Annotated in this window: 18 protein-coding genes; 3 read left to right on the top strand and 15 right to left on the bottom strand. The window is 42.3% G+C overall.

Annotation, left to right across the window (positions count from 1 at the left end; translation table 11 throughout):
- Positions 1–48 precede the first annotated feature (48 nt).
- The 3 genes from cysI to IEW82_RS04730 form a co-directional block, all read right to left on the bottom strand.
- Positions 49–1,785, bottom strand: a complete 1,737-nt coding sequence (gene cysI, locus IEW82_RS04740) for an assimilatory sulfite reductase (NADPH) hemoprotein subunit (RefSeq protein ID WP_188689978.1) — start codon at positions 1,783–1,785, stop codon at positions 49–51.
- A gap of 41 nt (positions 1,786–1,826) precedes the next feature.
- Positions 1,827–3,695, bottom strand: a complete 1,869-nt coding sequence (locus tag IEW82_RS04735) for an assimilatory sulfite reductase (NADPH) flavoprotein subunit (RefSeq protein ID WP_188689976.1) — start codon at positions 3,693–3,695, stop codon at positions 1,827–1,829.
- Between the two features lie 379 nt (positions 3,696–4,074).
- On the bottom strand, positions 4,075–4,518 hold the full coding sequence (locus IEW82_RS04730; protein WP_188689973.1) for a hypothetical protein: 444 nt from the start codon (positions 4,516–4,518) through the stop codon (positions 4,075–4,077).
- A 193-nt stretch (positions 4,519–4,711) separates the two neighbouring features.
- Between IEW82_RS04730 and IEW82_RS20285 the strand changes: the two genes are divergently transcribed.
- Both IEW82_RS20285 and IEW82_RS04720 read left to right on the top strand, forming a co-directional pair.
- Positions 4,712–5,746, top strand: a complete 1,035-nt coding sequence (locus tag IEW82_RS20285) for a VOC family protein (protein WP_308422120.1) — start codon at positions 4,712–4,714, stop codon at positions 5,744–5,746.
- Between the two features lie 172 nt (positions 5,747–5,918).
- Positions 5,919–6,317, top strand: a complete 399-nt coding sequence (locus IEW82_RS04720) for a collagen-like protein (RefSeq protein ID WP_188689970.1) — start codon at positions 5,919–5,921, stop codon at positions 6,315–6,317.
- 368 nt (positions 6,318–6,685) lie between these two features.
- Here the strand turns inward: IEW82_RS04720 and IEW82_RS04715 are convergent, their stop codons facing one another.
- The 5 genes from IEW82_RS04715 to IEW82_RS04695 form a co-directional block, all read right to left on the bottom strand.
- Positions 6,686–8,227: an MDR family MFS transporter gene (locus IEW82_RS04715; protein WP_229672327.1), complete on the bottom strand. Its 1,542-nt coding sequence runs from the start codon at positions 8,225–8,227 to the stop codon at positions 6,686–6,688.
- A gap of 75 nt (positions 8,228–8,302) precedes the next feature.
- Positions 8,303–9,160: a phosphotransferase family protein gene (locus IEW82_RS04710; RefSeq protein ID WP_188689967.1), complete on the bottom strand. Its 858-nt coding sequence runs from the start codon at positions 9,158–9,160 to the stop codon at positions 8,303–8,305.
- A 40-nt stretch (positions 9,161–9,200) separates the two neighbouring features.
- Positions 9,201–10,130: a bifunctional helix-turn-helix transcriptional regulator/GNAT family N-acetyltransferase gene (locus IEW82_RS04705; protein ID WP_188689964.1), complete on the bottom strand. Its 930-nt coding sequence runs from the start codon at positions 10,128–10,130 to the stop codon at positions 9,201–9,203.
- Between the two features lie 153 nt (positions 10,131–10,283).
- On the bottom strand, positions 10,284–11,402 hold the full coding sequence (gene yfkAB / locus IEW82_RS04700) for a radical SAM/CxCxxxxC motif protein YfkAB (RefSeq protein ID WP_188689959.1): 1,119 nt from the start codon (positions 11,400–11,402) through the stop codon (positions 10,284–10,286).
- Between the two features lie 334 nt (positions 11,403–11,736).
- Positions 11,737–12,885, bottom strand: coding sequence for a DEAD/DEAH box helicase (locus tag IEW82_RS04695; RefSeq protein ID WP_188689956.1), 1,149 nt, complete (start codon positions 12,883–12,885; stop codon positions 11,737–11,739).
- A 337-nt stretch (positions 12,886–13,222) separates the two neighbouring features.
- On the opposite strand from IEW82_RS04695, the gene tcuA reads away from it, so the two are divergent.
- On the top strand, positions 13,223–14,719 hold the full coding sequence (gene tcuA / locus IEW82_RS04690) for an FAD-dependent tricarballylate dehydrogenase TcuA (protein WP_188689953.1): 1,497 nt from the start codon (positions 13,223–13,225) through the stop codon (positions 14,717–14,719).
- Between the two features lie 225 nt (positions 14,720–14,944).
- Here tcuA and IEW82_RS04685 read toward each other — a convergent pair whose 3' ends face one another.
- The 7 genes from IEW82_RS04685 to IEW82_RS04655 all read right to left on the bottom strand — a co-directional run bounded on the left by IEW82_RS04685 (position 14,945) and on the right by IEW82_RS04655 (position 26,024).
- Positions 14,945–15,811 (bottom strand): LysR family transcriptional regulator, encoded by an 867-nt coding sequence (locus IEW82_RS04685; RefSeq protein WP_188689951.1) that lies wholly within the window; start codon positions 15,809–15,811, stop codon positions 14,945–14,947.
- A gap of 120 nt (positions 15,812–15,931) precedes the next feature.
- A complete protein-coding gene (locus tag IEW82_RS04680) occupies positions 15,932–17,308 on the bottom strand; it encodes an MFS transporter (protein ID WP_188689948.1) in 1,377 nt (458 codons plus the stop codon).
- 89 nt (positions 17,309–17,397) lie between these two features.
- Positions 17,398–18,585: a 2-methylaconitate cis-trans isomerase PrpF family protein gene (locus tag IEW82_RS04675; protein ID WP_188689946.1), complete on the bottom strand. Its 1,188-nt coding sequence runs from the start codon at positions 18,583–18,585 to the stop codon at positions 17,398–17,400.
- 508 nt (positions 18,586–19,093) lie between these two features.
- Positions 19,094–20,266 carry a class I SAM-dependent methyltransferase gene (locus IEW82_RS04670; protein ID WP_229672355.1) on the bottom strand — a complete coding sequence of 391 codons (1,173 nt, stop codon included), beginning with the start codon at positions 20,264–20,266 and terminating at the stop codon, positions 19,094–19,096.
- 800 nt (positions 20,267–21,066) lie between these two features.
- Positions 21,067–23,754 carry an alpha-mannosidase gene (locus IEW82_RS04665; RefSeq protein ID WP_188689943.1) on the bottom strand — a complete coding sequence of 896 codons (2,688 nt, stop codon included), beginning with the start codon at positions 23,752–23,754 and terminating at the stop codon, positions 21,067–21,069.
- A gap of 221 nt (positions 23,755–23,975) precedes the next feature.
- Positions 23,976–25,193, bottom strand: coding sequence for an enolase C-terminal domain-like protein (locus tag IEW82_RS04660; RefSeq protein ID WP_188689941.1), 1,218 nt, complete (start codon positions 25,191–25,193; stop codon positions 23,976–23,978).
- A 21-nt stretch (positions 25,194–25,214) separates the two neighbouring features.
- Positions 25,215–26,024, bottom strand: a complete 810-nt coding sequence (locus IEW82_RS04655) for an SDR family NAD(P)-dependent oxidoreductase (protein ID WP_188689938.1) — start codon at positions 26,022–26,024, stop codon at positions 25,215–25,217.
- Between the last annotated feature and the right edge of the window lie 93 nt (positions 26,025–26,117).

The raw sequence follows: 26,117 nt of genomic DNA, 5'->3' as shown, positions 1-26,117 counted from the left end.
AGCACCCAAGTGACTAAAAATCAGTCACTTAGGGGCTTCTCCTTGACATTATTTTGCGCTAACATGCGTATGATGGAAGTCTAAACCAGAATGTACGGCTTCAACATACCCAGCCCGGATGACATAATCCCCAAAATGTTCGCCGTCCTGTCTCTCCTTAGCATATGCTAAAAGGATCGGCCGTAAGGTGCTCAGAATTTCTTCTTCCCCAATATTTTCCCGATAGAGTTTATTCAAGCGCTCACCAGCAAAGCCACCACCAAGATACATATTATACTTACCGGGGGCCTTGCCAATAAACCCTATTTCAGCAAGAGCAGGTCGTGCACATCCATTTGGACAGCCCGTCATCCGAATCACAATATCCTCTTCACGCAACCCCGCTTCATCTAATATTTCTTCCAGTTTCTCGAGCAAGGTGGGAAGATAGCGCTCAGATTCAGCCATAGCAAGCCCGCAGGTTGGGAAAGCCACGCAGGACATTGAATTCCTTTTTAAAGCGGAATAATGCTTACCATCCGTTAAGCCATATTCTTCAATCAGTGCCGAGATTTTCTTTTTATGTTGCGGACTAACATTAGCAATAATAAGATTTTGGTTCCCTGTGAAACGAAAATCGCCTTTATGAACCTTAGCAATCTCACGTAACCCTGTCATCAATTGGTAACCCTCAGTATCCTTAATTCTTCCACTTTGAATGAACAGAGTAAAATGCCACTTGCCATTCCCTTTAATCCAGCCATAGCGGTCACCGTTATGATCAAAGTGATAGGAACGTGCCTCTTCAAGCTCCCAACCCAGTCGATCATGAAGTTCATTCTTTAACCAATCAAGACCACGGGCATCAATTGTATATTTGAACCGCGCATTTTTCCGATTTGAACGATTGCCATAATCACGCTGAATCGTCACGATAGCCTCAGCTACCTCTATGATCCTATCCTTAGGTATAAAACCAATAACACGCCCAATTTGCGGATAGGTTGACGGTTCACCATGAGTCATTCCCATGCCTCCACCCACAGAGACATTATAGCCTTTCACTTCACCATCTTCTAAAATAGCAATAAAGCCTAAATCTTGAGAGAACACGTCAATATCATTTGATGGGGGAACTGCAATACCAATTTTGAATTTTCTTGGCAAATAATGCGCCCCATAGATGGGTTCAATCTCTTCCTCAGATTCACGGCTATCAATAATTTTTTCATGATCTAACCAAATTTCATGATAAGCCTTAGTCTTAGGCATGAGATGTTCACTAATGCGCTTTGCGGTTTCGTAAACCTCAGCATGTATCTCTGATTGATAAGGATTCGGGTTACACATCACATTCCGATTCACGTCACCACAGGCAGCAATGCTATCTACTAAAGCCTTATTCATATCCTGGATGCTTTTCTTTAAATTCCATTTCAAAATGCCATGAAACTGGATCGTTTGCCGTGTTGTCAACCGAATCGACTGATCCGCGTATTTATGAGCAATCTCATCCATAGCTAACCATTGTTGCGGGGTAAAGACGCCTCCTGGGTTGCGCACCCGAATCATAAATTGATAGGCGGGTTCCAGCTTTTGACGCCTTCTTTCATTTCTTAGATCTCTATTGTCCTGTTGGTAGCTGCCGTGAAATTTAAGTAATTGATTATCATCCTCTGAAATTGCTCCTGTAATCGGGTCCTCTAACCCTTCGGCAATCGTACCGCGGAGATAGCGGCTCTCACCTTTAATACGTTCATTATCGCTGGGCTTACCATTTCGGTTCAAGATATCTTCTTTAACCATTTTATAAGCTCCTCTCATTGTGTCTTAAGTTCTATCTAAGACTAATAGACGTCCCGTTGATACCGCTTTTGTTTACGTAAATCCGTTAGGTAGCTTTCCGCTGCTTCAAAACTCATGCCACCTTCTTGTTGGAAGATCGTTAACAATGCGTCTTGAACATCTTTGGCCATGTGCTTCTCGTCACCACATACGTAAAGACTGGCGCCCTCTTGTATCCATTGAAAGAGCTCCTTGCTCTTTTGCAGCATGCGGTGCTGGACATATATCTTTTCTGCAGTATCCCTGGAGAACGCCACATCCAATTTTGTCAGTACCCCTTCTTTCAACCATCTTTGCCAATCAACCTGATAAAGAAAATCTGTTCTAAAATGCTGGTCCCCAAAGAACAGCCAAGATTTACCTTGAGCTTCCAATTCCTCCCGCTCCTCTAAAAAGGCTCTAAATGGAGCAACGCCGGTCCCCGGTCCAATCATAATGATCGGGGCCTCTGGATCAGATGGTAACCGGAAATTAGGATTACGATGGACATAGACAGACAATCGATCTCCTGGCTTGACTCGTTCCGCACATTGTCCAGAACAGACCCCCATTCGATCCCGCCCATGAGCATGGAATCTTACCGTCCCTATCGTTAAATGCACTTCATCTGGATTGGCTTTATAGCTGCTCGCAATGGAATACAGACGAGCAGGTATCTTACGAAGGATGCTCACAAATTCTCGAGCAGAGGTTTCCCAAGGAGCAAAATCCCTCAACAAATCCAGGATATCCCTTCCCTCCATATAGGCCTTTAACGCTTCTTCCTGCCCTGGTGCTAATAGCTCCTTAAGAGCACTATGATGCGTTAGGTGACTCGCCTTTTCCATTAAAGGCTTCGTTAATATCGTTATTTCCAAATGAGAAAGCAAGGCTTCACGTAAGGGCACATCACCTAATTTATTAATAGCGACCAGTTCATCAGGATTCCACTGCATTTCTTCAATGATTTCATCCACTAAGTTGGGATGGTTTTCGGGATAAATTCCAAGACTATCCCCTGGTTCAAATTCTAAATTCGATCCCTCAAGAGATAACTCAAGATGACGATTTTCTTTATTAGACCCTCTGCCGCTGAGATTTAAATTTTCTAGGACCTCTGCTTTAAAAGGATTGGTTCTAGAATAAGCGGATTGCTGCAAGGGTGTCCCCAATGGTGACGACTCTTGCGCCACAATTGTAGAACCGCCAGTCGCCTCAGATTGCGAAGCCTTTAATTCATTTAAAACCCCTTCAGTCCATTCTGCAGCTAAGTCATCAAAATCCACATCACAATCTACTCTTGGATATAGACGCTTAGCTCCAAGCTCCTCAAGCCTTTTATCAAAGTCCTTTCCCGTTTGACAGAAAAATTCATAAGACTGATCCCCTAAAGCCAGGACCGAAAAACGGACATCCTCTAGTTTTGGTGCCTTTCTACTATTTAAAAACTCATAGAAGGATAAGGCGTTATCTGGAGGATCTCCTTCCCCATGAGTTGCTGTTATAATGAGTAAATCTTGAACCTTCTTCAACCCTTTGGTTTTAAAATCATCCATCGCAGAAAGCTCTACTTTAAAACCTAATCCACCTAACTTTGTCCGCAAGTCTTCCGAAAGCGCTTGGCAATTACCTGTCTCTGAGCCAAAGAGGATGGTTATTTCCCGAGTCTTAGACTGTTCAGCATTCACAATTTGAGGCGATGTCTCAGCAACACGCTGATCCTGCACTACAGTATCCGGGGTTATGACTGCGGATGCCGCTACTTGAGATTGGGAAGCGGCTAAATACCCACTCAACCATATCTTTTGCGACTCCGTTAGCGTGGGTAAAAGGCGATTAAGCGCTTCAACCTGTTCTTCATTAAAAGGACTATTCATTACCTGTAACTGCAAAGATATCCACCTCACAAAGGAATCCATACCATTCATACACGGACTAAAGGATTTAAAATAAATTTTCATTATATTATGTATTTCTATTTAACCATATCTATTCCGATATGTTAACTATGTTTTTAAATAAATTTTAAATAAATTTTATTTCTTTAGTTCTTTAATCAAAAATAACAAAAAGAGAAAAGGTGTTAATCGGGGAATTTCTTCTTTAAGGACGGAACAGCGCAGCATACATTTATCATGAAATTCATTCTAACATGAATAAATAAAAATTGATAATAATAAAACATTTCAAATTATATTTTTCCTCAAAAATAAAACCAGCCCAAGTGATGCGGCCGGCAAAAAAGGGATTTATTTTCTCTTTGTGGTTGGGTTAAGACTGATACTTGAGATTAAAAATTTCGCGATCGTGCTCAGCAAGCTTGTGATAAACAAATTGAAGGTCAGCTTTTCGAACCATTTCCTTCTCTATGATATCTACTCTCTCAGTCAAATCACTGACTTTTACAGACAATTCATTCACAGCTGTTTTAATGTACGGAATATCCGCAACATCTTCCTTCGTCGCAAAGTTTGCTAAGTCATCCTTTGTTGCGAAATTTGCTAAGTCATCCTTTGTTGCGAAATTTGCTAAGTCATCCTTTGTTGCGAAATTCGCTAAGTCATCCTTTGTTGCGAAATTCGCTAAGTCATCCTTTGTTGCGAAATTCGCGAGATCATCCTTTGTTGCAAAGGTTGTTAAGTCATCTCGGGTGAGCATATTCTCCTTCATTTCCTTGATTTCATCAAACAGCTTATTCAGCAATGCTTCAGTCATATCATTCCCTCCCTTTTTTTATTATTATAGCATATTACACAACACAAAATCAAACATATGTTCCCCAAAATATATCTTCCTTCTCTTAGCCTTCTAAGCCAAAAGTTGTCGAACCCTCCCGTTCAACTTGCCGCTACCATTCTTATCATATAAATTAAAATGGGGATAAATATTTAGAAAAGGATGAAAAGTTATGCGTATTCGCCATATCCAATTAGAGGCCTTTCATCTTGATGAAATGAAGAATTTTTATATCAACATTCTGTTTATGGAGCTCGTACAAGAGCGAGAGCATTCGTTTATGGTTCAAGTAGGTGATTCATTTATAACCTTTAGACAGGGGCAAGAGGCACCATATTATCATTTTGCTTGCTTAATGGACATTCGTTCCTTTGCAGACATTGTATCTCAAGTCACTAAAAGGGGACACACCTTACATCGTGGGTACACCTCTATGTGGGAAGCCGAGCAATTTTATTTTAAAGATCCTGATGGTAATATTGTGGAAATATTAGGAACAGAGGTTGACCATTCTAGCCCCTCATCACCTTGGATTAAAATTGTAGAGATAGGTATGCCGTTACCCAATATTGAAGAAATTAAGAAAGGATTAGGCCCCCTTTCCAATCAATATAATGAAGGCTCAGATACCTTTCAATTTTATGGTGATCAAGAGGGTGTCTTTGTTCTTACAAAGCTAGGTAGACCATGGTTTCCTACGAACAAAGAGGCAACCCTTCATCCCATAACTATTGATGTAGACGCTGATAAAAGCTTTTGCTTTAAGCCTCCCTCACTTCCTTATATCATTAATGGTTCACAAGCCTGGTCTAAAGCTCTCCCTGTCACTCAATTGCGTATTGCCCGACCCACTAATCAATTCGATGACGTTGTGCGTTTTTATCAAGAAGGATTAGGGTTAAAGGTTGTTGCTGCCTTCGAGGGGCATCAAGGTTACAAAGGGAAAGTCTTTGGCTTACCAGATCCTCACTATCAGCTTGAATTCACCGAACACGAGAATGGGAGCCCCTGCCCTGCACCAACGAAGGATAATTTACTTGTTTTATACATGTCAGACCGACAAGCTAGAAATGCGATCGTTGAACGCTTGGCAGCCATGGGCTACCCATCAGTACCTCCAGAGAATCCTTATTGGGAAAAAAGCGGGGTTACCATCGAAGATCCTGATGGCTGGAGAGTGGTACTCATGAATGCCCCAGGTTTATAATTCTTTAAAAGCGCTAGCAAACATCCGTGAACACCTCTCTTTTTATTGCATAGTCTAATGAATAGAATAACTTGACTTGTCGCCAAGCCTAATGGTGAAAGTCTTAGTTTTTCTTACATTTTTTCCACAATACTTTAAAGAGACACATGCACATTTTGGAGGAGACATGATCATGCAGACCTATTACTATGAAGGGGCTTACCCAGAAAGAATCTTACCAGGCGGATTTCCTAGTGGTTTCCCCAGCGGGTTTCCTGGTGGCTTCCCAAGTCCCCCACCGACAACAGGACCTTCTTCAGGACAACAGCCACCCGGACCGCCGCCCGCTTTTACACCACAATTGCAGACTCTACACGGGTTTGGACAGCCAGCACCCTTTGCAATTGATCCTGGTGCCATTCGCGGCTGCTTGTTTCGATGGACCTACATCTGGACGAGAGGGAACCAGCAATTCTGGTTCTTCCCAATCTTTGTCGGCCCGCGTTCAGTTGCTGGGTTTAGGTGGTATGGACGAAATTGGGGATTTTTTGGTATAAACTTAAATCAAATCTTACAGTTTCAATGTTTTTAGATCATTATCAAAAAAGTGAGTTCAGCGATAGAGGCTTATCGCAGACACTCACTTTTTTATTAGCAATATAGTTTACAAAGCAAAATAAGCATTGGCGGATGCTGCTACGGATGATTCAAACCTTGTTTCATCCTTGCAATCCATACGGATACCCATTTATAGTAGCCTTGTTTCTTAGCCACAATTTGATTTGCTGAATCTTTATTATATGTATGAACGGATCATCAACCCTATTTAAAGCCATAGTGTAATAGAATGGTCCTCACAAAACCATTGGTTTTAGCCTCAGTAACGAGGCATTGTATAGAAGAAAATGTACTGCTATCTAAAAACCACACAATCCTAAGATTGCGTGGTTTAAAATGAGCTTATGCCCCTGTCTCCTCTTTTGGCTTTGTCGATAGCACTTCTTTTTTCAAGAACCAGCACAAGATAAAGGCCAAAACTGCAGCTAAGAATGAATACATATAGATATGCTGAAAGGACTCCACAAACAATGCTTTTACTGTGGTGACTAGTGATGAAGGTAACCCTTTGGGAATACCACCAGCAGCTAAATCATTCATATGTTCAGACATACTAGCAGGGAGCTTCCCACCCAGGCTACTCAGCTTAGATGTCAGCGTGGAAGATAACAACGTCCCAAAAATACTCACACCAACGGTAGCCCCAATCGTTTGGAATAATGGTACAGTTGCCAAAGCGACCCCTTTATGCTCTTCCTCAACGGACTCTTGTACAATTAAGTTATCTCCACCAAACAAGACACCTAATCCCAAGCCAGTGATGACAAAGAAAATGATGATCTCTACAATTGTTGTATGGATATTTAGGAAATGGGAGAACAAGTAAAACCCGATAACCGGCATAATAAAACCAAGACCGAATAATTCACGATAGCGCACTCGCGTTAAAAGAAAGCCGCAAACCATTGCCGAACCCATTGCTCCCACCATTAGTGGCAAGGTTAAATAGCCAGCCTCTGTTGGTGTCAATCCTAATACATTTTGAGCAAAATAAGGAAACGATGAGAAGGACCCCATCAACCCAAAGCCAACCGTAAAGACAATCATAGAAAGCACTAAAATATTGCGATTTTTAAAAAGGTGCAAAGGAACAATAGGTTCTTTTACCTTTGATTCTACCCAGACGAAAACCCCCAGTAAAAGAGCACCTATACTTAACAGACTAAGAATAACAGGTGACGACCAAGCGTACCCCTCATTATCAACAAGCACAGGGGTAATCAAGAGTGAAACGATGGATGCAATCAACAAAAAGGCACCAGACCAATCAATCACAACTTTTTTCTTACTAGGCATCTCACGCAATCCGCCGGCCAAAAATAAAGCAGCGATAACACCTACGGGAATGTTCACAAAGAAAATCCAATGCCAGTTAATCTGATCCACAAAGTAGCCACCCATTACGGGTCCAAGCAGCATGGGAATAAACATGATTGGCCCCATCAACGATTGTATTTTGGCGCGTTTTTCAACAGGAAAAAGATCACTAGAGATGGTCATAGCAAGTGGCATTAATCCGCCTGCCCCTGCACCTTGAATGCCCCGACCAATTAATAATAACGTCATCGAGTGCGATAAGCCACAGACAATAGACCCACCAATGAAAAAGCTCATACAAATTAAGTAAATGCGTTTTCTGCCAAACAAATCCGCCAGTTTACCTAAAATAGGCATGAATGCAGACATGGTCAGCATATAGATACCAGCCACCCAGCCATAAAGAGACAGGCCACCCAGATCACGTATGATCGTCGGCATCGCTGTATTCACTACTGTCTCATCCAATTCAGAGAAAATAAGTCCAATGATCAGACCAATCATGACCATGATTTTATTGCTTTGTAACTTGGCCATCCCTTGTTTATTTGATATAGCATGTGCCATGTACTTTCCAACCCCTTATCAATTTGTAGCTAAATTATATAAAGGGTTTATGAACAGAATATGAACAGCGATCTCCTAAACCCATTCATGCTCTAATGTCCAGGCTAGACGTGATATCCATTTTTGCTTCGTGCTTTCATCTCCCTGCTTGACCTTTAACAATATCATCCCTAATTTATAGATAACACAACTCTTTAATAATTCAGGTGTAAAGACCAAAGGACGATTCCTTTGATAGGCTTGAATAAAGGCAGGGTTAAGCTGTGGAGCTAAGGTGGGATAATGCAATGCGGTATTCCAGCACGTCCAGGCGATATCAACAAGAGGATGCCCCCACTCCGCCCATTCCCAATCAATCACCGCGAGCCTCCGTTCATGCGCCAGAATATTATGTGAACCAAAATCACCATGGGTAAACGTCCACTCACTCTTTAGTGAAGCTTTTAAAGGGGCTAACAATGCTAAACTTGCTTGCACCAGCTCCTGAGGAACATCATCCAACTTAACGAATGGACTGGCCTCATAGTCAGCTTGTCTAAGCCCAAGACCTTGGCCTGTAAAGGGAATCGAATGAATCTGTGTGGCAAGCAGCTTTCCCATGTCACTAAATAATGCAATTGAGCGCTCTAAATCTCCCGTATCAAGCAAGGCTTGTCCATTAATGCCTTCTACATAAGAAAAAATACTGACGCGCACTGGGCCAATAAAAAAACTATCCTTCCACTTTGGGGTAAATTCTGCCTCCTTTAAGAACTTAAGGTTGTTATCTTCATTATCGCTGTCACCATCTGACCATTGTGCAATTTTGGCCACCATTAAAGGGGTCGTTCCTTTCAGCAAATAAACAGCATTAGTAAATCCCCCAGTGAGTTGCATAAGTTCATCGGCACCATATTTTTTCAGCAGCTCATTCTTCACACTAGCATCGATCATATTTCCACTCCCCTAGCCCTTCTTCAACAAAAGTTAAAGACTAATGATTTAACAGATCCAGTTCCCAGCGTTCTTCAACCAATTTGGTTTCTCCCCATTCCACATTCGGCACTTCCTGCGTGCATTTAAAATTATATTTTCGATAAAGATGCCGAGCGGCCTCCAAAACGCTGACCGTCCATAGAAAGACATGATGAAAATGATTGATTTTACAAAACTCAAGCGCCGTTTCTAAAAGTCTTGTCCCCACTCCTAGTCCTTGATAGTGCTCATCTAATATAAACCATCTGAGTTGAGCCACCGTTTCTTCAGCTTTGGTAACGGCAATCGACCCCGCCATGGTGCCATTGACCTCCGCGACCCATAGCTCGCCATCATTAGCATTCACCATAAACTCCGTTAATCCTTTCATCACGTAGTATTCAAACATCCGTCCGAAGTGATAGTCCTGATGATAAAGCTTGCCATGAAGATGTGCGACATAACCGATATCTCCTGGCCTAAAAGGACGGATGATCACTTCATTTTCCTTAAAAGATGATGCCCCTTTATCCATGAGTCTCAGAGTCTCCATTGCCATGACCAATCGATCAAGCTCCTGTTTAGACAAGTCCTCAATCTTTTGACTGATGCTCTGAGTGATCTTTTCCATTATATGCTCAAGTGTATGGGTCCCCTTCTGCGTTAGGAAAAGAAGCTGTTGGCGCTTATCTTGTGATGATGACTCCTTGTATAAGATGTCTTTTTCTTCAAGTCTTTGGATCATTCGACTCATGTACCCACGGTCAAGCCCTAACCTTTCTCGAACCGCCGTAGCGGTGCAGCCTTTTTTGTCATGTAGCATAAACATAATCCCCGTTTCATTTAAAGAAAAAGGACCATTATAAACACCTTGATCGATTTGTGCGAGAATCTGAGCATAATACTTATTGAATTCCCAGATTTTTTCTGTGTAATAACGCATATCCATACACAAAGCCTCCATAACAATCGAATAATTAGGATGAGTATACACCCCTTAGTTGACAAAAGCAACAATACCATCTGCTCCCTACTCATGTACCTGGCAAAACATAAAATGCCCGCCATCCTTTAGAAGAATGACGAGCATTTGCATTTTACTTTATAAAACTTGCGCCTTGCGCTCTGTGAAATCAACATCTTGATAATAGGCATCCTTAACGAGTAAGTTAGGGCCTAAACATTGAACGGCAGGACAGTGGCAATGAATACTTTTCGCTATTTCTGTTTCACACCACTTAGCGTAGGCATCGGTCAATTTTGTATCACGGACATTACCGAAGCTAGGAACATCTCCAAAATCTGTCACTGTAATTTCACCATCAAAGATGTTGACGTTAAGACGTGATCTTCCATCCGGATCATTCCGGACGGACACATTTTTCGCCTGGCGCAGACGAGACTGTAACTGTAAATCTTCCGGTTTCGGGCTGCATGGATAAAAAGGCAAGGTGCCAAATAGCATCCAAACACGTTCATCACGATGATCGAGTAAACGATGAATCCCTTCGCGAATCTCGTCAAGAGATGCGATGACTAAGTGACTGGCAAAATCACTAGGGTACATCGGATGAATTTCATGACGCTGACACCCCATAGCAACCACCTGATCGTGTATCGCTTCAAGATGTGGCAAGGTCCGACTGTTCAACATGGTTTCAGCCGAGATGAAAACCCCGCGTTCACTTAAGGCTTTGGCATTTTTAACCATGCGCTCAAAGAATTTTGCTCGGACATCATAAGGTGGTTTTTTCTCGGAGGCCCCAAACCCGATATCTGTAAAATCTTCCACACCACCATAGTTATGTGAAATATGTAAGACATCCAAATAAGGAAGAATTAATTCATAGCGCTTAAGATCCAATGTAAGATTGGAATTGAGTTGTGTCCGTATGCCACGTTCATGCGCATACTTCAATATTGGGACGACATAGTTTTTTACCGATGATAAGGACAGCATTGGCTCCCCACCCGTTATGCTTAGCGCACGTAAATAGGGTACCTTCTCCAAACTCTGAATCATCACCTCAACGGGCAGCGCATCAGGGTCTTTCTTTTGAAGTGTATACCCCACCGCACAATGCTCACAACGCATATTACAAAGTGTTGTTGTTGTAAACTCCACATTCGTCAGACGCATTTCTCCAAATTGCTGAACATCAAGGTACGCTTCCCAAGGATCATTTTTGGGTGTCATCGTTTGGTTGTTTAAAGCTTGCATTGCATTTTCCCCTTCTTTTTAGAAAAAACTTAACATGGCTGTCTCCACTTCATTCCATACTGGCTAAAATGAAGAAACAAATGCCTCAGGCGCTGTTATGGCCTGTTTTTTTATAGTGCAAAAAATCACTTCTATAATCATATCACAATACAAGGTATATGAAAGAGCACAACAAATTAAGCCTCCATTTAAAAAATTATCTAAAAAGAGGCTAGAATAAAAGTTTTTGCTAAGATCTCATCAAGCAAACGGAGACGCTCTGGTTTTCCAAGTGGGACCTTCGGTTAAAACCACATCCGTGTGTCAACGCTGATTTTATTTTATCCCTTGTCTGTTATGTGTTATTTTTTTGTCTTGATCCATCTACAATTTGTCCTTTAAATAAAGCCTTTTTATGAACAGGTAGCTTCAGCTCACGGCACATTTTCTTGAGGTTGCGCTCCTCCCTAGGAGTGACGAGTGCTACCACGGTTCCAGATGCCCCCTGCCTTCCTGTCCGACCCGAGCGATGCAAGTATTGACTGGACTCCAATGGCAAATCAAAGTGAATGACATGCGTCAGTCCCTTAATATCCAAGCCTCTCGCAGCTACCTCAGTCGTTAATAATATCGCATATTTACTGGAACGGAAGCCTTTTAATGCCTGTTCTCGTTCCGCCTTTGATGAACGTCCGTGAAGCACTTCTAAGGAGACACCCTTGTACTCTAGCTTTGCCGCCAGCCCTTCAATAGAATGGGCATCATTCACAAATACTAAGGCTCTTAAAGGAGCCCTTTTTACAAGTCGCCTAAGCATATCTACTTTATCTCTGCGTTCACAGACAAAATAGAGATGCTCTACATGGTTTGCAGCTTGTCTTTCAACCTTAAGAACAGCAGGCTTATGCATCAATGCTACGGCTTCCTGTTCGATTGATTGTGGCAAGGTAGCGGAGAATACTAGCACTTGCCGTTCCTTTAATGTCGCATGAATAATGCTTTGAACGGTGTCTAAATGCTCTGTTACAAGAAGCTGATCTCCCTCATCTAATACAACGGTTTTCACCTCATGCATTTTCAGCTTTTTCATGTGAATTAACTCTAACAGTCGCCCAGGGGTTCCTACGACGACATGCGGATGCTTTTTGAGTTTATCCATTTGTCTCTTTACGTTTGCACCACCAATGAGAGAAGTACTTCTGATGGCACTTCCTGTTGACCACTTTTTGACCTCATCAAAAATTTGCATGACGAGTTCTCTCGAAGGGGCTAAGATAACCACCTGTGGCTGGTTGGCATCAGGATCAATTTGCTGTAACAGTGGCAATAAGTAAGCAAGTGTTTTTCCTGTTCCAGTCGGTGATTCAGCAATGACATCCTCACCTGCCAATACCAAAGGGGTTGCTTGTAACTGAATCTCTGTTGGTGTATCAAACTGGGCATGTTCCCAAGCTGTTTTTAAAAATGATTTCATGATCGATAAAAATGGCCACATTTCTGTCATATTCTCTCGCCTTCCTTTCTATAACACTTTCTAAGCATAGTGTTAACATCTTACCCTTCTTACTACTCATATTTTTAAAGCAGGTCTCTCCCATTGTATACGAGTCCTCTATTGCTGTCTCTAGTCCCCTCGTCCGTACATATTTATATATCCCATATAACGGAGTGCTCCTCTAATCTAAATTTTTTTCACGCTTATAGCAAGTTTTAATATAAAAAAATTTTATATATATCGCTCAAAAATCTGTATTTTATTTATCTTAACGGATGGATTAACATTAATCACAAGATACGGGCAGTTCTTAATCTTTAATTTAAAAACAAGGAGGATGTTTATAATGGTTCAATTAAACTACGATTGTATTGTAGTAGGAGCCGGTAACGCAGCATTATGCGCTGCCATCTCCGCTCGCGAGAAGGGGGCTCGTGTTCTCGTTCTTGAACGTGGTCCTCAACATAAACGCGGTGGTAACTCCTTTTTTACTGATGGTGCCATTCGCTTTGCTTATAGGGGCCTCGACGCAATTCGCCAGGTTATTCCAAGCTTATCTGACGAAGAAGCAGAAAAAATTACCCTTCCTGAATATAGTGAGGAAGATTATTACGACGATCTCATGAGAGTGACTAAAGGTAAAAGTGACCCAGCCTTAGCTCGACAATTAGTAGAGAAATCCTATGAAACCATCAAATGGATGACGGATAACGGCATCACCTTTGAACTAAACTATGAGAACCAATCGTTTGAAGAGGAAGGGAAGCATCACTTTTGGGGCGGGTTACCTGTTAAAACAAATAATAAAGGTGTCGGTCTTATTAAACAATTAAATGAACGAGTCAAAGCTCTCGGGATTGAAGTCTGGTATGCGTCTCGGGCTGTTAAATTACTTTCAGAAAATAATCAAGTCAATGGTCTCATCGTTGAACAAGAAGGGAAAAGGTTAACAATTCAGGCCAGCAGTATTATTCTAGCTTGCGGTGGATTTGAAGCCAATACAGCCATGCGCATCCAATACCTTGGTGCAGAATGGGAGCATGCGATCGTTCGCGGGACTGAATATAATACAGGTGATGGCCTCAAAATGGCCATGGAAGTAGGTGCAGCACCTCATGGGGACTGGTCAGGCTGTCATTCGATTGGAACAGACGCTAACGCTCCTAAAGTGGGAGATTTCACAAAGCCAGGCGATATTTTTAAAAAGCATTCCTATCCTTATAGCATCATGGTCAATAAAGAGGGACAAAGATTCGTTGATGAGGGTGCAGATTTTCGAAATTATACCTATGCCAAATACGGACGCGAGGTCCTCAAGCAACCTGGACATATCGCTTTTCAAATTTTTGATGCCAAAGTCCGCCCCATGCTTCGCAAGGAATATGAACTGGAGGAAACAACTGTATACAAGGCTAAGACACTCGAAGCACTCATTGATTTACTCCCTGTCAATAAAGAACAATGTTTAAAAACGATCGAGACGTTTAATCAAGCGGTTCAAGAGGGCCCCTATAATCCGACAGTCAAAGATGGAAAAAAGACACTCGGCATCGCCCCTCCAAAGAGCAACTGGGCCTTACCCATTGATAAAGCCCCGTTCTATGCTTTTCCTATTACTTGTGGTGTCACTTTCTCCTTTGGCGGCGTTCACGCCAATACTGTTGGAGAAGTGCTTAACTCTTCTGGCGACCCTATAGAAGGTCTCTTTGCCGCTGGCGAAATGATTGGAGGCATTTTTTACCATAACTATCCAGGGGGGTCCGGCTTAATGTCCGGAGCTGTTTTCGGAAGATTAGCAGGAGAATCCGCTGCACGATATGCACAAAAAGTAAACAGCAATTAAAATCTAAAGGAAAATGCAACAGAAGTAGTCACCTCATGGCAACACTGGATACAGGACAGAAGTACTCAGTTCATGGAGAAGCCGAACGCATCCAAGATTCCGAAGGGAATGCGTTCGGGCTTTGAGTATGTCATGAAGCGCTTCGTATTAGCTCCTATCCTTTTAAAACTTTCTTGATCAGAATTCGATCGAATTGTTATAGTCTTGCCTCAGCCCTTATACACCTTATTCATCTAATTGATAATCCTTGAAAAAGTCAAAGAAGGCAGCGACTGCAGCAAATTGCATGGCGCTATCTCGGCAGTATACCCACGTCTCTCTTTCAACAAGCTCTCCAGATTGATGATGAAGAGGATAAGTAAATAACTCCCTTTCATCCTCCAAGCATGCTTCTGGCAGGATGGCATAGCCCAGCCCCGTCTTAACCATTTCTTTACAGGTCTCGAGATTATCAACCTCCATCGTAATAATAGGTGGCTCTTGAAAGATTTCCTTCCACCAGCTATCCAACAAGGACTTCAAAGAAGAATCTGTTTTATAATAAATGCGTGCTAATGAGGGAAGATTTTTTATTTCTAAAGGCGTTTTAGAAGCAACGAGAATCGGCTCTTTCGATAATAACCACTTTTGCTCATGCCAAGGACGCTCTCCCCTCATGATCGCAATGTGTGTATCGCCATCGGTCAAAATCTGTTCAATCTCTGAGCTGAATCCCGTAATAACATTAATATCCACTTCAGGATACTGACTTAAAAATCTCCGAAGCATCTTAGGAAGCCTATACCTCGCGATAATCGAAGATACACCAAGCTTCAGTGTCCCCTTGACTTTCACTTCCATTTTCTGGAGCTTTTCCTTTGTTTCCTCCAACTGCTTAAGCATTTTTTGCGCATATTGCACAACGACTTCCCCTTGGGGTGTAAGGTGAAGCCCCATACGATTACGTATAAACAGCTGGCTTTTAAAATAGGATTCCAATTGATGAATTCGATATGAAAGCGCCGGTTGAGAAATAAACAGTCTTTCCGCAGTCTTTGTGATATTACGCTCCTCGTTAAGCGTCGTTAATAACACCCAATCTTTATCATTCATTTCTTAACCTCACCCCTTGTATATAGTCCCCTTATCATTATAAAGATTCCGCGTGCTCCCTATAACGTGAAAAATAGGATTCCCGACAGCACCCATCGCCTTCGGGAACCCTATTATCAGTTAAGACATATGAATGGTTTCTAAGTGCTGCTTAGAAGTTCGTGCTCCAAACAGACCAATAATCAATGTTACGGCCAGCCAGCATAAAGCGATAAAAATAAAGACACTAATATAGCCCAGACCCGTATAGATAGCCCCTATAAACAAAGGCCCTATGGTGTTAAAAAGTCTTCCCACACCATAGCTTAATCCACTACCTGATGCACGTGCTTCAGTAGAAAAGACTTCAGCACTATAAGCATAGAGATTAGAGGAAAATATTCTTTCAATAAAGTTGACCAAAAAGCCAAATAAAATAATCATAAAAGGAACCAGTGTAAGGCCATATAATAACCCACATAAAGCAATGACAATAGAACTGATCGTGATGATCCATTTGCGCTCTAATTTATCCGAAAATAGAGAACCTGTAAAGGCCCCTAGTGGCGCCCCTACGGTAATCAGTGTCGAATAGATCAAAGTATTACTTAAGTCTATCCCTTGCTTCGAAAGCAATGTCGGTACCCATGAGCCAAAGCCATAAAAACCAAATGTTTGGAAGATCCAGACTAGGACAAGAATCAGCGTCAGTTTAATATGCTTGCGCTTGAATAATTCTGTGAAAGATGAGGATTTTACCCTAATCTGTTGAACTGGAGCCTCTGGTTTTTCAAGACGCCCTTTTGCCTTTTCTGCCTGAGCTTCGATACTATGCATCACCGTTTCTGCTTCTTCAAATCGCCCGCGTTTTTCTAACCATCTTGGCGATTCCATAAACTTTGGCATGAAAAAGAGGAAAAGAATGCCTACCGCTCCCCATACAAAGACTAAACGCCACCCCCATGATGCAAGAGGAACAAGCTGACTGGAAATAAATGAGGTAATGGGAATACCAATTAAGCCCACAGTAACACAAAGCCCTTGGTACCGCCCACGAACAGAAGAGGGAAATACCTCACTAATATAGGTATTGGCTACAACAGTCAAAGCAGATAAGCCCACCCCTGTCAAACACCGAAAAACACCAAGTGATATCGGATCCCATGCAAGGGCGTTAAGAATCGAAAAGAGTGAAAAAAAGGTTCCTGAAATAATAAGTGCCTTTTTTCTCCCAAGACGATCGGCAAACCACCCCCCTACTGTCGCTCCAATAAACATTCCTAAAAATGTGCTAGAAGTGATGACAGCGACTGTACTAACAGAAAGGCCCCATGAACTTATCAAGGCTGGAGCGGCAAATGAAAACGTGTTCAAATCCGCGAATTCAAAGAAATATATGAAGGCAAGAGTAAACAATGCCGTTCGATGAAATGAAAAGATTGGCAATCGGTCCATACGATTAGGGATATTTAATCCTACCTTATTGTTGATATCGCTTACATTTTGTTGAATAGACATCAAAATCCTCCTTATTAAAGCGCCTCGATTGTCCAGGCGCGTAAGATTTTCGTTCTCATCACTTGTTAGCAATAAACAGTCGATTATTCCTATTGTTGAGCTACCACTTCATTCCTCTTTAACACTGATATAGGGATATAGGCATAACCGTCCATCAACCTTCTTGCTGTACGGCCAATTGCACTGCGAAGCACTTGATAACCCGATCCCGCTCTCTTAATATTAGCTTCAACATATAGCAGCCCAGACGGGTGTCCTATGCTCAAACTAGTTTTAGACGCATTAGCGGATAACGCTTGATTTGGAATGGTTCCTTCAATTTTTGACGCTGCCGCCAATGCCACCGCACCACTCACTGCAAAGGCTTTATGAAGAGAGCCCATACTGATATAACGCGCTAATATATCACAATCATCTCGAGAAATAGAGTGACCGTTGGCTGTAACATAGTCTTGAGGAGAAGCTACAAACACAATCTTAGGAAGAGCATGAGAAGACGGAGAAACTTCTTGTTCCTTATCAATCAGTCCAATTTTACGTCCTGCTGCAACCCGGATCTCTTCAATGATCCCAATACTGCCATTTACCCTATCTATATCTTCCTTCAATTCACAACCTGTCAAGCCCACATCTTCCGCTTTTATAAATACAACAACATTTGCAGCATCAATGATACTCACTTCATAAGATCGCCCATAACTCAGTTCAATTCTGTCTGTTGGCTGCCCTGTTGGGAGTAAATGTCCTGTAAACGCCCCCTCAGAATGAGGAAAGTCGAGCATAATCCTTGCGGAGGAACCGGGTACTCCAGCAATTGAAAAGTCCCCTTCATATTGCACTTGCCCACCGCTTACAGGAATTTCAGCGACAATGATCCTTTTAATATTTGTATTAAAGATACGGACATAGGTAACTGGCTCAGTCATCTCAACATACCCCTCCTCCACTGCATAAAGGCCAACAGCCGTTGCCATATTGCCACAAGTTGGAGCGTAATCGATCACCTCTTTATCCAGACTAACTTGACCAAAGGTATATGAAATATCTGCTTCAGAAAAATGGGAAGGTCCAACAAGTGCGACCTTACTTGTTAAAGAGGTCCCTCCACCTAATCCATCAATTTGATTTTGATCAGGACTTCCAAAAAGGCGGAGAATGAGACGATCGCGCTGTTCTGACCGAGTGGGAAGATCAATGGTTCTAAGAATCGCTCCCTTACTCGTGCCCCCACGCATTAAGGTACAAAACACGCGATAATGATTCCCTATACAATACATTTCATGACCTCCAATCAAAGCTTTTTTGATTGTCTTTTATGTTAAGTGAAGAAGTAGAATAAATAAAATACATGTTTTTTATTCATTTGTATAAAAAAAATCTATACATGATGACTTTAATAGATGAGAGGGGACGAGACACCTATGCTAACCGCAACCCCTCTCAGTTAAAATATGAGCATTCAGAATTTATACCCTCAAACAATAAGAAAAACCGGGCGAAGAGCATGCCCGGTCCTTGCTTGGTATAGAGCATCATGAAATATGAAAGAAGCTTCATTGCAAGGTTAAGTGGATTGGAGCACAAGGCACGAGACTCCTGCGGGAAATGGGAGATCGGTAAGACCTTAGCAGTGCGCAGCACGAGGAGGCTTACCACTCCCCCGCGGAAAGCGAACTGTCAGGAGCGAAAACGTGTACCGTCCTCATGACCAGAAGTTTTTATACTTTTTGATCCTTTAAAAAAAGCTGTCTTGCAATGACAGCTTCTAGAACAAAGAAGAGCGGGTTACCTTTTTTCAGCGATTACTGTAAATGTCTTTGGTAAGCCGCTATCGCTTATTTTTATATTAGGCTTTTCCTCCACCCTTTTTATGATTAATTCTTCCTCGGCTATCGCTGTGAGTATTTCTCCAAAGGTCCAATTTTTTTCATAAACTTCCAATGGTTGTCCAGCACTTTGAAGATGTTTACTGAAGGCGACAGGTACCCGTTTCATAGAATGATCAAAATAGTTTCCAGTCACTTTATGCTTCTTACCCTTTGACGTAATGAGCTTGACTGACACGGGGTGAAATTCCTGTAAAACGAGGATCCCACCTGGTTTAAGAAGCTGCCTTATAACCGCAAATAAAGGATTAAGATAAAGAAAATAGTGAAGAATCCCTCTTTCCATTACAACAACATCATAACTACCAGTGAGTTGCTCTTCTGGGAGTTCCAAAACATCAGAGACAATATAGTTTAGCTTTAAATGTGCTGAAGCTGCGACTTCCCTGGCATAGCGGGCGTTATCTTCAGAAATGTCCACAACTGTGGCCTCAGCTCCCAACGCAACTAGACTCAACGCCTTTAAGCCATTAGAACCTAATAAATTTATGACCTTTTTACCCGATAGCACTCCAATATCTTCAATTAATGACCCAAGAAAACGGTAAGGGTTTTGATGGATGTTATCTGCAACTTTTTCAGGCGCGCCAAAACGCTGAATCCAGGCATCATAGGCTGATTCCGACCAAATCGAGCGATTATGCTCATTGATTCTATGTTGCTCTTTATCGAGATGTTCAATAATAACCTGTCTCATCTTAGATTTTGTCTGTTTTTGATTTAGAAAACTATAAAGACTTTTGACATAGAAAGCCTCACCAGCTTGTTCAACTTGCAATCGATCAGGATCAGTTGCCACCACGGATTGATAGAGACAATGGATATGACACTCTATTCCATTCAATCTAGTAGTAAAGAATCCTTTCATTGCTTGCTTTATAATAGATGTCTTTTCTTCATCTATAAAAAGTGTATGGGCAAGTTCAAGCTGATCCCACTGAATCATAACATCAATGCATGAAGGTTGAAGTGGGACATTTTGTAAGGCAAGCGCTGTATCCTGATCGAAGCAATACGTAATATTGGCATTCATCAAAAGCGTTTTGAGCTGATTGACAGTTTGATACCACATCGGATTCAAAAGGCATCATCCTTTTTTAAGACTATGTCCCCCATTATACCCCAATCCAAGATGCCGCCGTCAATCATACATATATCTAAGTGAATAGCACAAACTAATTATAGGTGGTACATCCCTTTTTAAAGGTCCATATAATACAGTAGGCAGGAGCTGATCTTTGTTGACCCTAATGATACAATTACCGACGCTTAATATAGACAATCTACGCATCAAAAATGCTCAAGGTGCTTCTCTATCTTTATCCATTGTCGTTACCTGCACCCTCACTAAGACAAAAGAATGGGCAGTCCCCCAAAAAAGAGATGCCAGGTAGAGATGGAAAAGATATTATGGAACCTCCTTCTTCCCGGTCTCGGGCAATTACTAAACAGACAATATATTAAGGGATTATTATTTACCTTTCTCGGGGTTTGGTTTAACGTTAAAGCAAATCTGAACAAAATGATCATGTTAAGCCTTCTCGGCAGAACATCTGAAGCCATCCAGACAACAAACTATAGTTGGCTCTTGCTTTACCCTTGCCTTTATTTTTTCGCTCTATGGGATAGTTGTAAGGCATTTGAATTTGGAAAAAGGCCTCTTGCCTTTGTTCCCTTTGTATTTTCAGCTTACTGGGTTACAGTCGGTGCCATCCTCTCTTTAAGAATTACTCTGTTTGGTCTATTACTTGGTCCCTTATGGTCACCGATTTTATTCCTTTTACCTGGCATCACCTCAGGATTCCTCCTTCGTTTTTTACTTCTTAAGTTTATATTTTCTTGAATAAAATCAGTCGTTTGCTTTCCTATGCTTCATTGCCATAAAACCGTTATGATTTTAGCGGGAGTCAGTTTGTCGGGAACACCTTCTTTGAGTTTTTCTTCTAAGATATTACTTAAATAGGCTGTTTTATCTGGATAGTTCACAGCAAACGGCTGTACCTTCGACGTGAGATTATACCCACGACACAAGAGGTCACCAGCATCCTCCTTACGCTTTAATGCCGTAACCGCAAAGGCCTCCCCAGATATGTTTATAAATGGTGCTACCGCTTTAAGCGGTCCTTCATGCCTCTCTGTTTGGCATACAGTAAAAGGAATCTTAAACTGAATCGCTTCTTGATAGCTCCTTAAACGATCCCGCTCATCCCCATGAAAATCTAAAGCGTAGCATACAGTCTGGCTTCCGATACATTGTGCCTCTGGAGTCGGAAAGTATCCCCAATCCCCCACTTCACCTACACACCGCAACAAGGTGATCGCGATCTCCGAACCCTCTTGAGCAACCTCATATTCATTCAGCCCAATATTACTAACAGTCAATCCATGGACATCATCATGGACATTGGTGAAAGCATGTTGATGCTGTGGATTGGTTGGGTTTTCCCAGACATGACTGACTTTATTATTACGGCATGCCACTTCGTAAATGCTTTCACTTTCATGTGTTATTGCCTTAATGCCTGTAGGGAATAAGACCCGCAAGCGATGATCCTTCATCTTGTTGTTAATTGTAGTTTCCAGCTTCACTTGTCTGCTTCCCTTTTCTAATCTAACCTTGGTCTCAAGGGTTAAAAGCCCTGTGATTTTAGACCGCTTTGCTTTCCTGTGCCGAATGTCCACCACCCCCATTTGCTCCTTTTCAAGAGAGGCATCAGCAGACACCGGAATCTCTAACTGATGATGAATAAGGATTTCTCCATAAAATGGGCCATTTTTCAATAGTTTGACTCCTGCTACTGCGTCACTTGAGAGGATGGGCTGATCTTGATAAGCCTGTTTATAAATATATTCATTGCCGATATCTCCTGTATCCTCAAACGTGAGTAAATGATCATAGGATTGGTGATTCACTTTATCATAAACCTGTAATTGCCCATTCTGATGTACAGATACCGTTAAAAACTCATTTTCTAGCGATCGTCCGTCCTTTCCAGCGATGTCTCTATCAATCTCCTGCTTTTCATTGACAGCAGATGAAGGAATAGCTGCATATGTCAGCCAGGACATCGCCGGCATATCCTCTATGAATAATTCAAGCGTGACATAGCGTGCTATATAAGGCATACGAAACTGATCGGCCGGAAGCTCATAGCCAAATGCCACATCGCTCCCTTTAATTTGCGCGGGAACGCTATCCCCGGCTTCATTAATAATCCTTAAATCGGGAAGGGCTTCAGCTTCCAAGGCTGCGAACAGCTCTGAGGGCGAGCCTTCAGTAAATGCTCGCCGCTTCATCTCTAGCTTCACTTCCACAATCCCGGACCTTTTCCACCCCGATGTATTCACAATCACAAAAGGCTTACTATTCTTAGGAAATCCCATAGTATTCAATTGAGCGACCAAGTCATGCAATGCCTTGTCCGCCACAAAATTCCCAACCTCTTCAGCTTTGGCAAAGCGCGTCATCATTTCACGATGGACATCATCAAGGCTACATCCACAAATGCTATCGTGCGGATGATTTTGAAGGAGTAATTTCCACGCATAGCGCAGCTGATCATGTGGATAGGTAGCCTTTGAATCATAGGCCATTGCTGAAAGTGGCTCTGCAACATTTTCTAAAACCGTTTGAACATGCGTGTTTTTTTGTTTCAGATAAACCCTCGAGGAAGCCGTATTGGCCAATGTAAACCACCCATCCGTTTCCTGGCTCGTTAACTCTCCTTCAACTGTGCTTAGATCCTCTGGAAGCTGATCTTTCACTGCTTGAATATACTCTTCAAAGTTACTGTGGATGAACGTAATATCCGGATATAATGTATTGGCCACCTTAATAGCCTGCGATAGATCCTTCTGTACAGGCTGATGGTCACAGCCATTCATCATCAAAAGCTGGTCAGTTGAGGCAAAGCGTTCAGCATCAGCGATTTTTCTGTCCCAATACGCCTTTGCTGCCGCTTTATCAACAGGAATTTCATTGCCGTTGTTATACCAATTCGCAAATAAAAGCCCCAGGATTTTTGAACCATCGGCCCCTTTCCACCACATTTCCGAATAGGTTGAGGTATAATTGGCATCATCAAAAACTGCATTGTTAAATCCCGTAGGCTTAACTCCCCGACCGAACACTGCCACGTCAAGACCGCTTTCCTTCAGTAATTGAGGAACCTGTCCCACATTCCCAAAGGTATCCGGAAAGTAACCTAAAGCCTCGTATTTGCCCCATGTCTTACTTTCGCTAAAACCAATAAGTGTATTGCGCGTGTTTGCCTCACTGCTGATTAAAAAATCATCTTGTAAAATATAAAAAGGACCAATGCGTAGTTTTCCATCCTTAATAGCTTGTTTTATTATTTCCCGCTTTTCCGGCCGCACCTGCAAATAATCCTCCAAAATAATCGTTTGGCCATCTAGGTGAAAGCTTTTAAAATCAGGATCTTGCTCAAAAAGCTCTAATACATCATCCATTAATTGCACAAGCCGCATATGATGCTGCTCATAAGGTAAGTACCACTCACGATCCCAGTGGCTATGGGAGATAATATGTATGGTCTTCATGGCATAACTCCTTCTCTACTTGTATGGCATATCTCTATCGTATCAGGAGATCAAGGGTAAGGTAGATTTTTCTGAATGTGAAAAGACGATATACCCTTAATGTTTCAGAGTTATCATCCTTTCATCATTCTATCGTGTGACTCTATTTAAGTAATACTGTTCAATATCCCTCTACCATCCTAAGAATCTTTCTTACTCATCGTCCTCCCCAGTCAACTTTTCTATGGTCTCACAGCAGTTCCGTCAGGGGTTCGTGGCAGCGTCCAGCTAGGCAATGTATGCGTGCAAGGATATTTTGCCGCTTTTTCTTCATCGATATCAATGCCAAGACCTGGGCGATCATTAGCATATGCATAACCATTCTTAAGTTCAGGGCAGCCCGGAAAAACCTCTTTCGCTACATCAGAAAACTCATGCCATTCTTGGACACCAAAGTTTGGACTGCTCAAATCTAAATGTATATTGGCTGCATGCCCAACAGGCGAGACATCTCCCGGTCCGTGCCATGCTGTCCGAACACTGAAGGCCTCTGAAAGCACTGCTAACTTTTTCGCTGGAGTGATGCCGCCAATTTGGCTCACATGTACACGAATGAAATCAATATATTTATTAGTGATTAAGGGCATCCATTCCCGCGGATGATTAAACAATTCTCCCATGGCAATGGGCGTCGCACTTTGCTCACGAATCATCTGGAACCATTCCAGCTGTTCCGGTGCTAGAGGATCTTCAAAGAAAAATAATCGGTACGGTTCAAGCTGTTTAGCTAAGCGCACAGCTTCAATGGGAGCAATGCGCTCATGAACGTCGTGTAATAATTCAATGTCGAAGCCAATTTTCTCTCGAATATAGGCAAACATCTGTGGGACATCCCGTGCATATTCATCTGGATTAAAATAGGCACCAGGCAAGGCATTCTCTGGCGAAATGATCGTGTGATGACTTCCTCCATAAGCACCCAACTGACAACGAATATAGCGCGCACCTTGTTCCTTATAAGCTATGACATTATCGAGAAGCTCCTGTTTATCCAAACCACTAGCGTGACGATAAACCGCTGCCGCTTCACGGCACTTTCCGCCCAAAAGATCATAAACAGGCATACCAGCAAGCTTTCCTTTTATATCCCAAAGTGCCATATCAATACCTGATAAAGCATTATTCAAGACAGGCCCATTACGCCAATAAGCGCTGACCATCGCTGATTGCCAAATATCCTCTATCCGTTGAGGGTCTTTCCCTAATAAAAAGGGCTTCAAATAGTCATCTACCGCCGACTTAACCACTAATGGGCGTTGCGTAAATGTGGCACAACCTAATCCATATAACTCCGGCTCTGATGTTTCTATTTTTACAACAACAAGGTCAGTACCCTCTGGTGCCGTAATGATGGTTTTAACATCGCGAATGGTGACTTGAGCAGTCGCATGTGTTGTCATTCCCTCTCACCTCTTCCTTATTCATTTTCTTATTTCTCCCCAGCCATAACCAGCTTCCGGTCTAACATCCTCTGGCATCCCTGGCAAGATGAGTCCTCCATCTATTTTTATTGTCTCTCCAGTAATATAAGAGGCTTGGTCGGAAACGAGCCAAACAACAGCTTCTCCAATATCAGCAGGCGTTCCGACACGGCCAAGTGGAATTTTTTGGCCTAGCTTTTTATATCCCTCTTCCCGCTCTTTACCTTCTCGAACTTTTGTGGCACCTGGAGCAATACAATTTACACGAATGCCATGCGGAGCACATTCTAAAGCCACAGATTCGGTTGCCCGAATGAGCGCTGCTTTTGTCCCACCATATACGGCATCTACAGGATATGCCCGCTTGCCTCTTGTAGAAGCAATATTGATGATGCTCCCTTTTTTCCCTTGACCCATCATGTATCCTGCTGCCGCTCGCATCAAAAGCAATGGCGTCTTTAGATTAAGATTGAGCAAATAATTGATGTCCTTAACAGCCATCTTGGCCAAGGGGCTTGTAATCGTTAAACCCGCATTATTAACAAGAACATCAAGGCCACCTAATTCCTTAATGGCTTGGTCAACCAATCCTAGTGCCGTCTCTTCATTGGATAATTCAGCATGAAGGGCTACAGCTCCTCTCCCGTATTCCTTTTCGATAAACGCGATAACCTCATCAGCCTCCTCTTTTGCCGAACGATAAGTTATCACAACATCATAGCCACGTGCCGCTAATGAAAGAGCAATCCCACGCCCAATGCCCCGACTCCCGCCTGTCACTAACGCTTTTTTTCCTAGTTCATTATTCATTCTTAAGCCTCCAGAACTCTATAGTTTAGTCGCCTTTATGCATACAAAATAGGGATAGTACAACGCTATGCTTTACCTATCCCGTTTATTAAA

Origin of the sequence: Pullulanibacillus camelliae, assembly GCF_014642655.1 — a bacterium.
Taxonomy (GTDB): Bacteria; Bacillota; Bacilli; order Bacillales; family Sporolactobacillaceae; genus Pullulanibacillus; species Pullulanibacillus camelliae.
The sequence above is the reverse complement of the archived record's forward strand: the minus strand, read 5'-3'. Positions and strand labels throughout refer to the sequence as shown.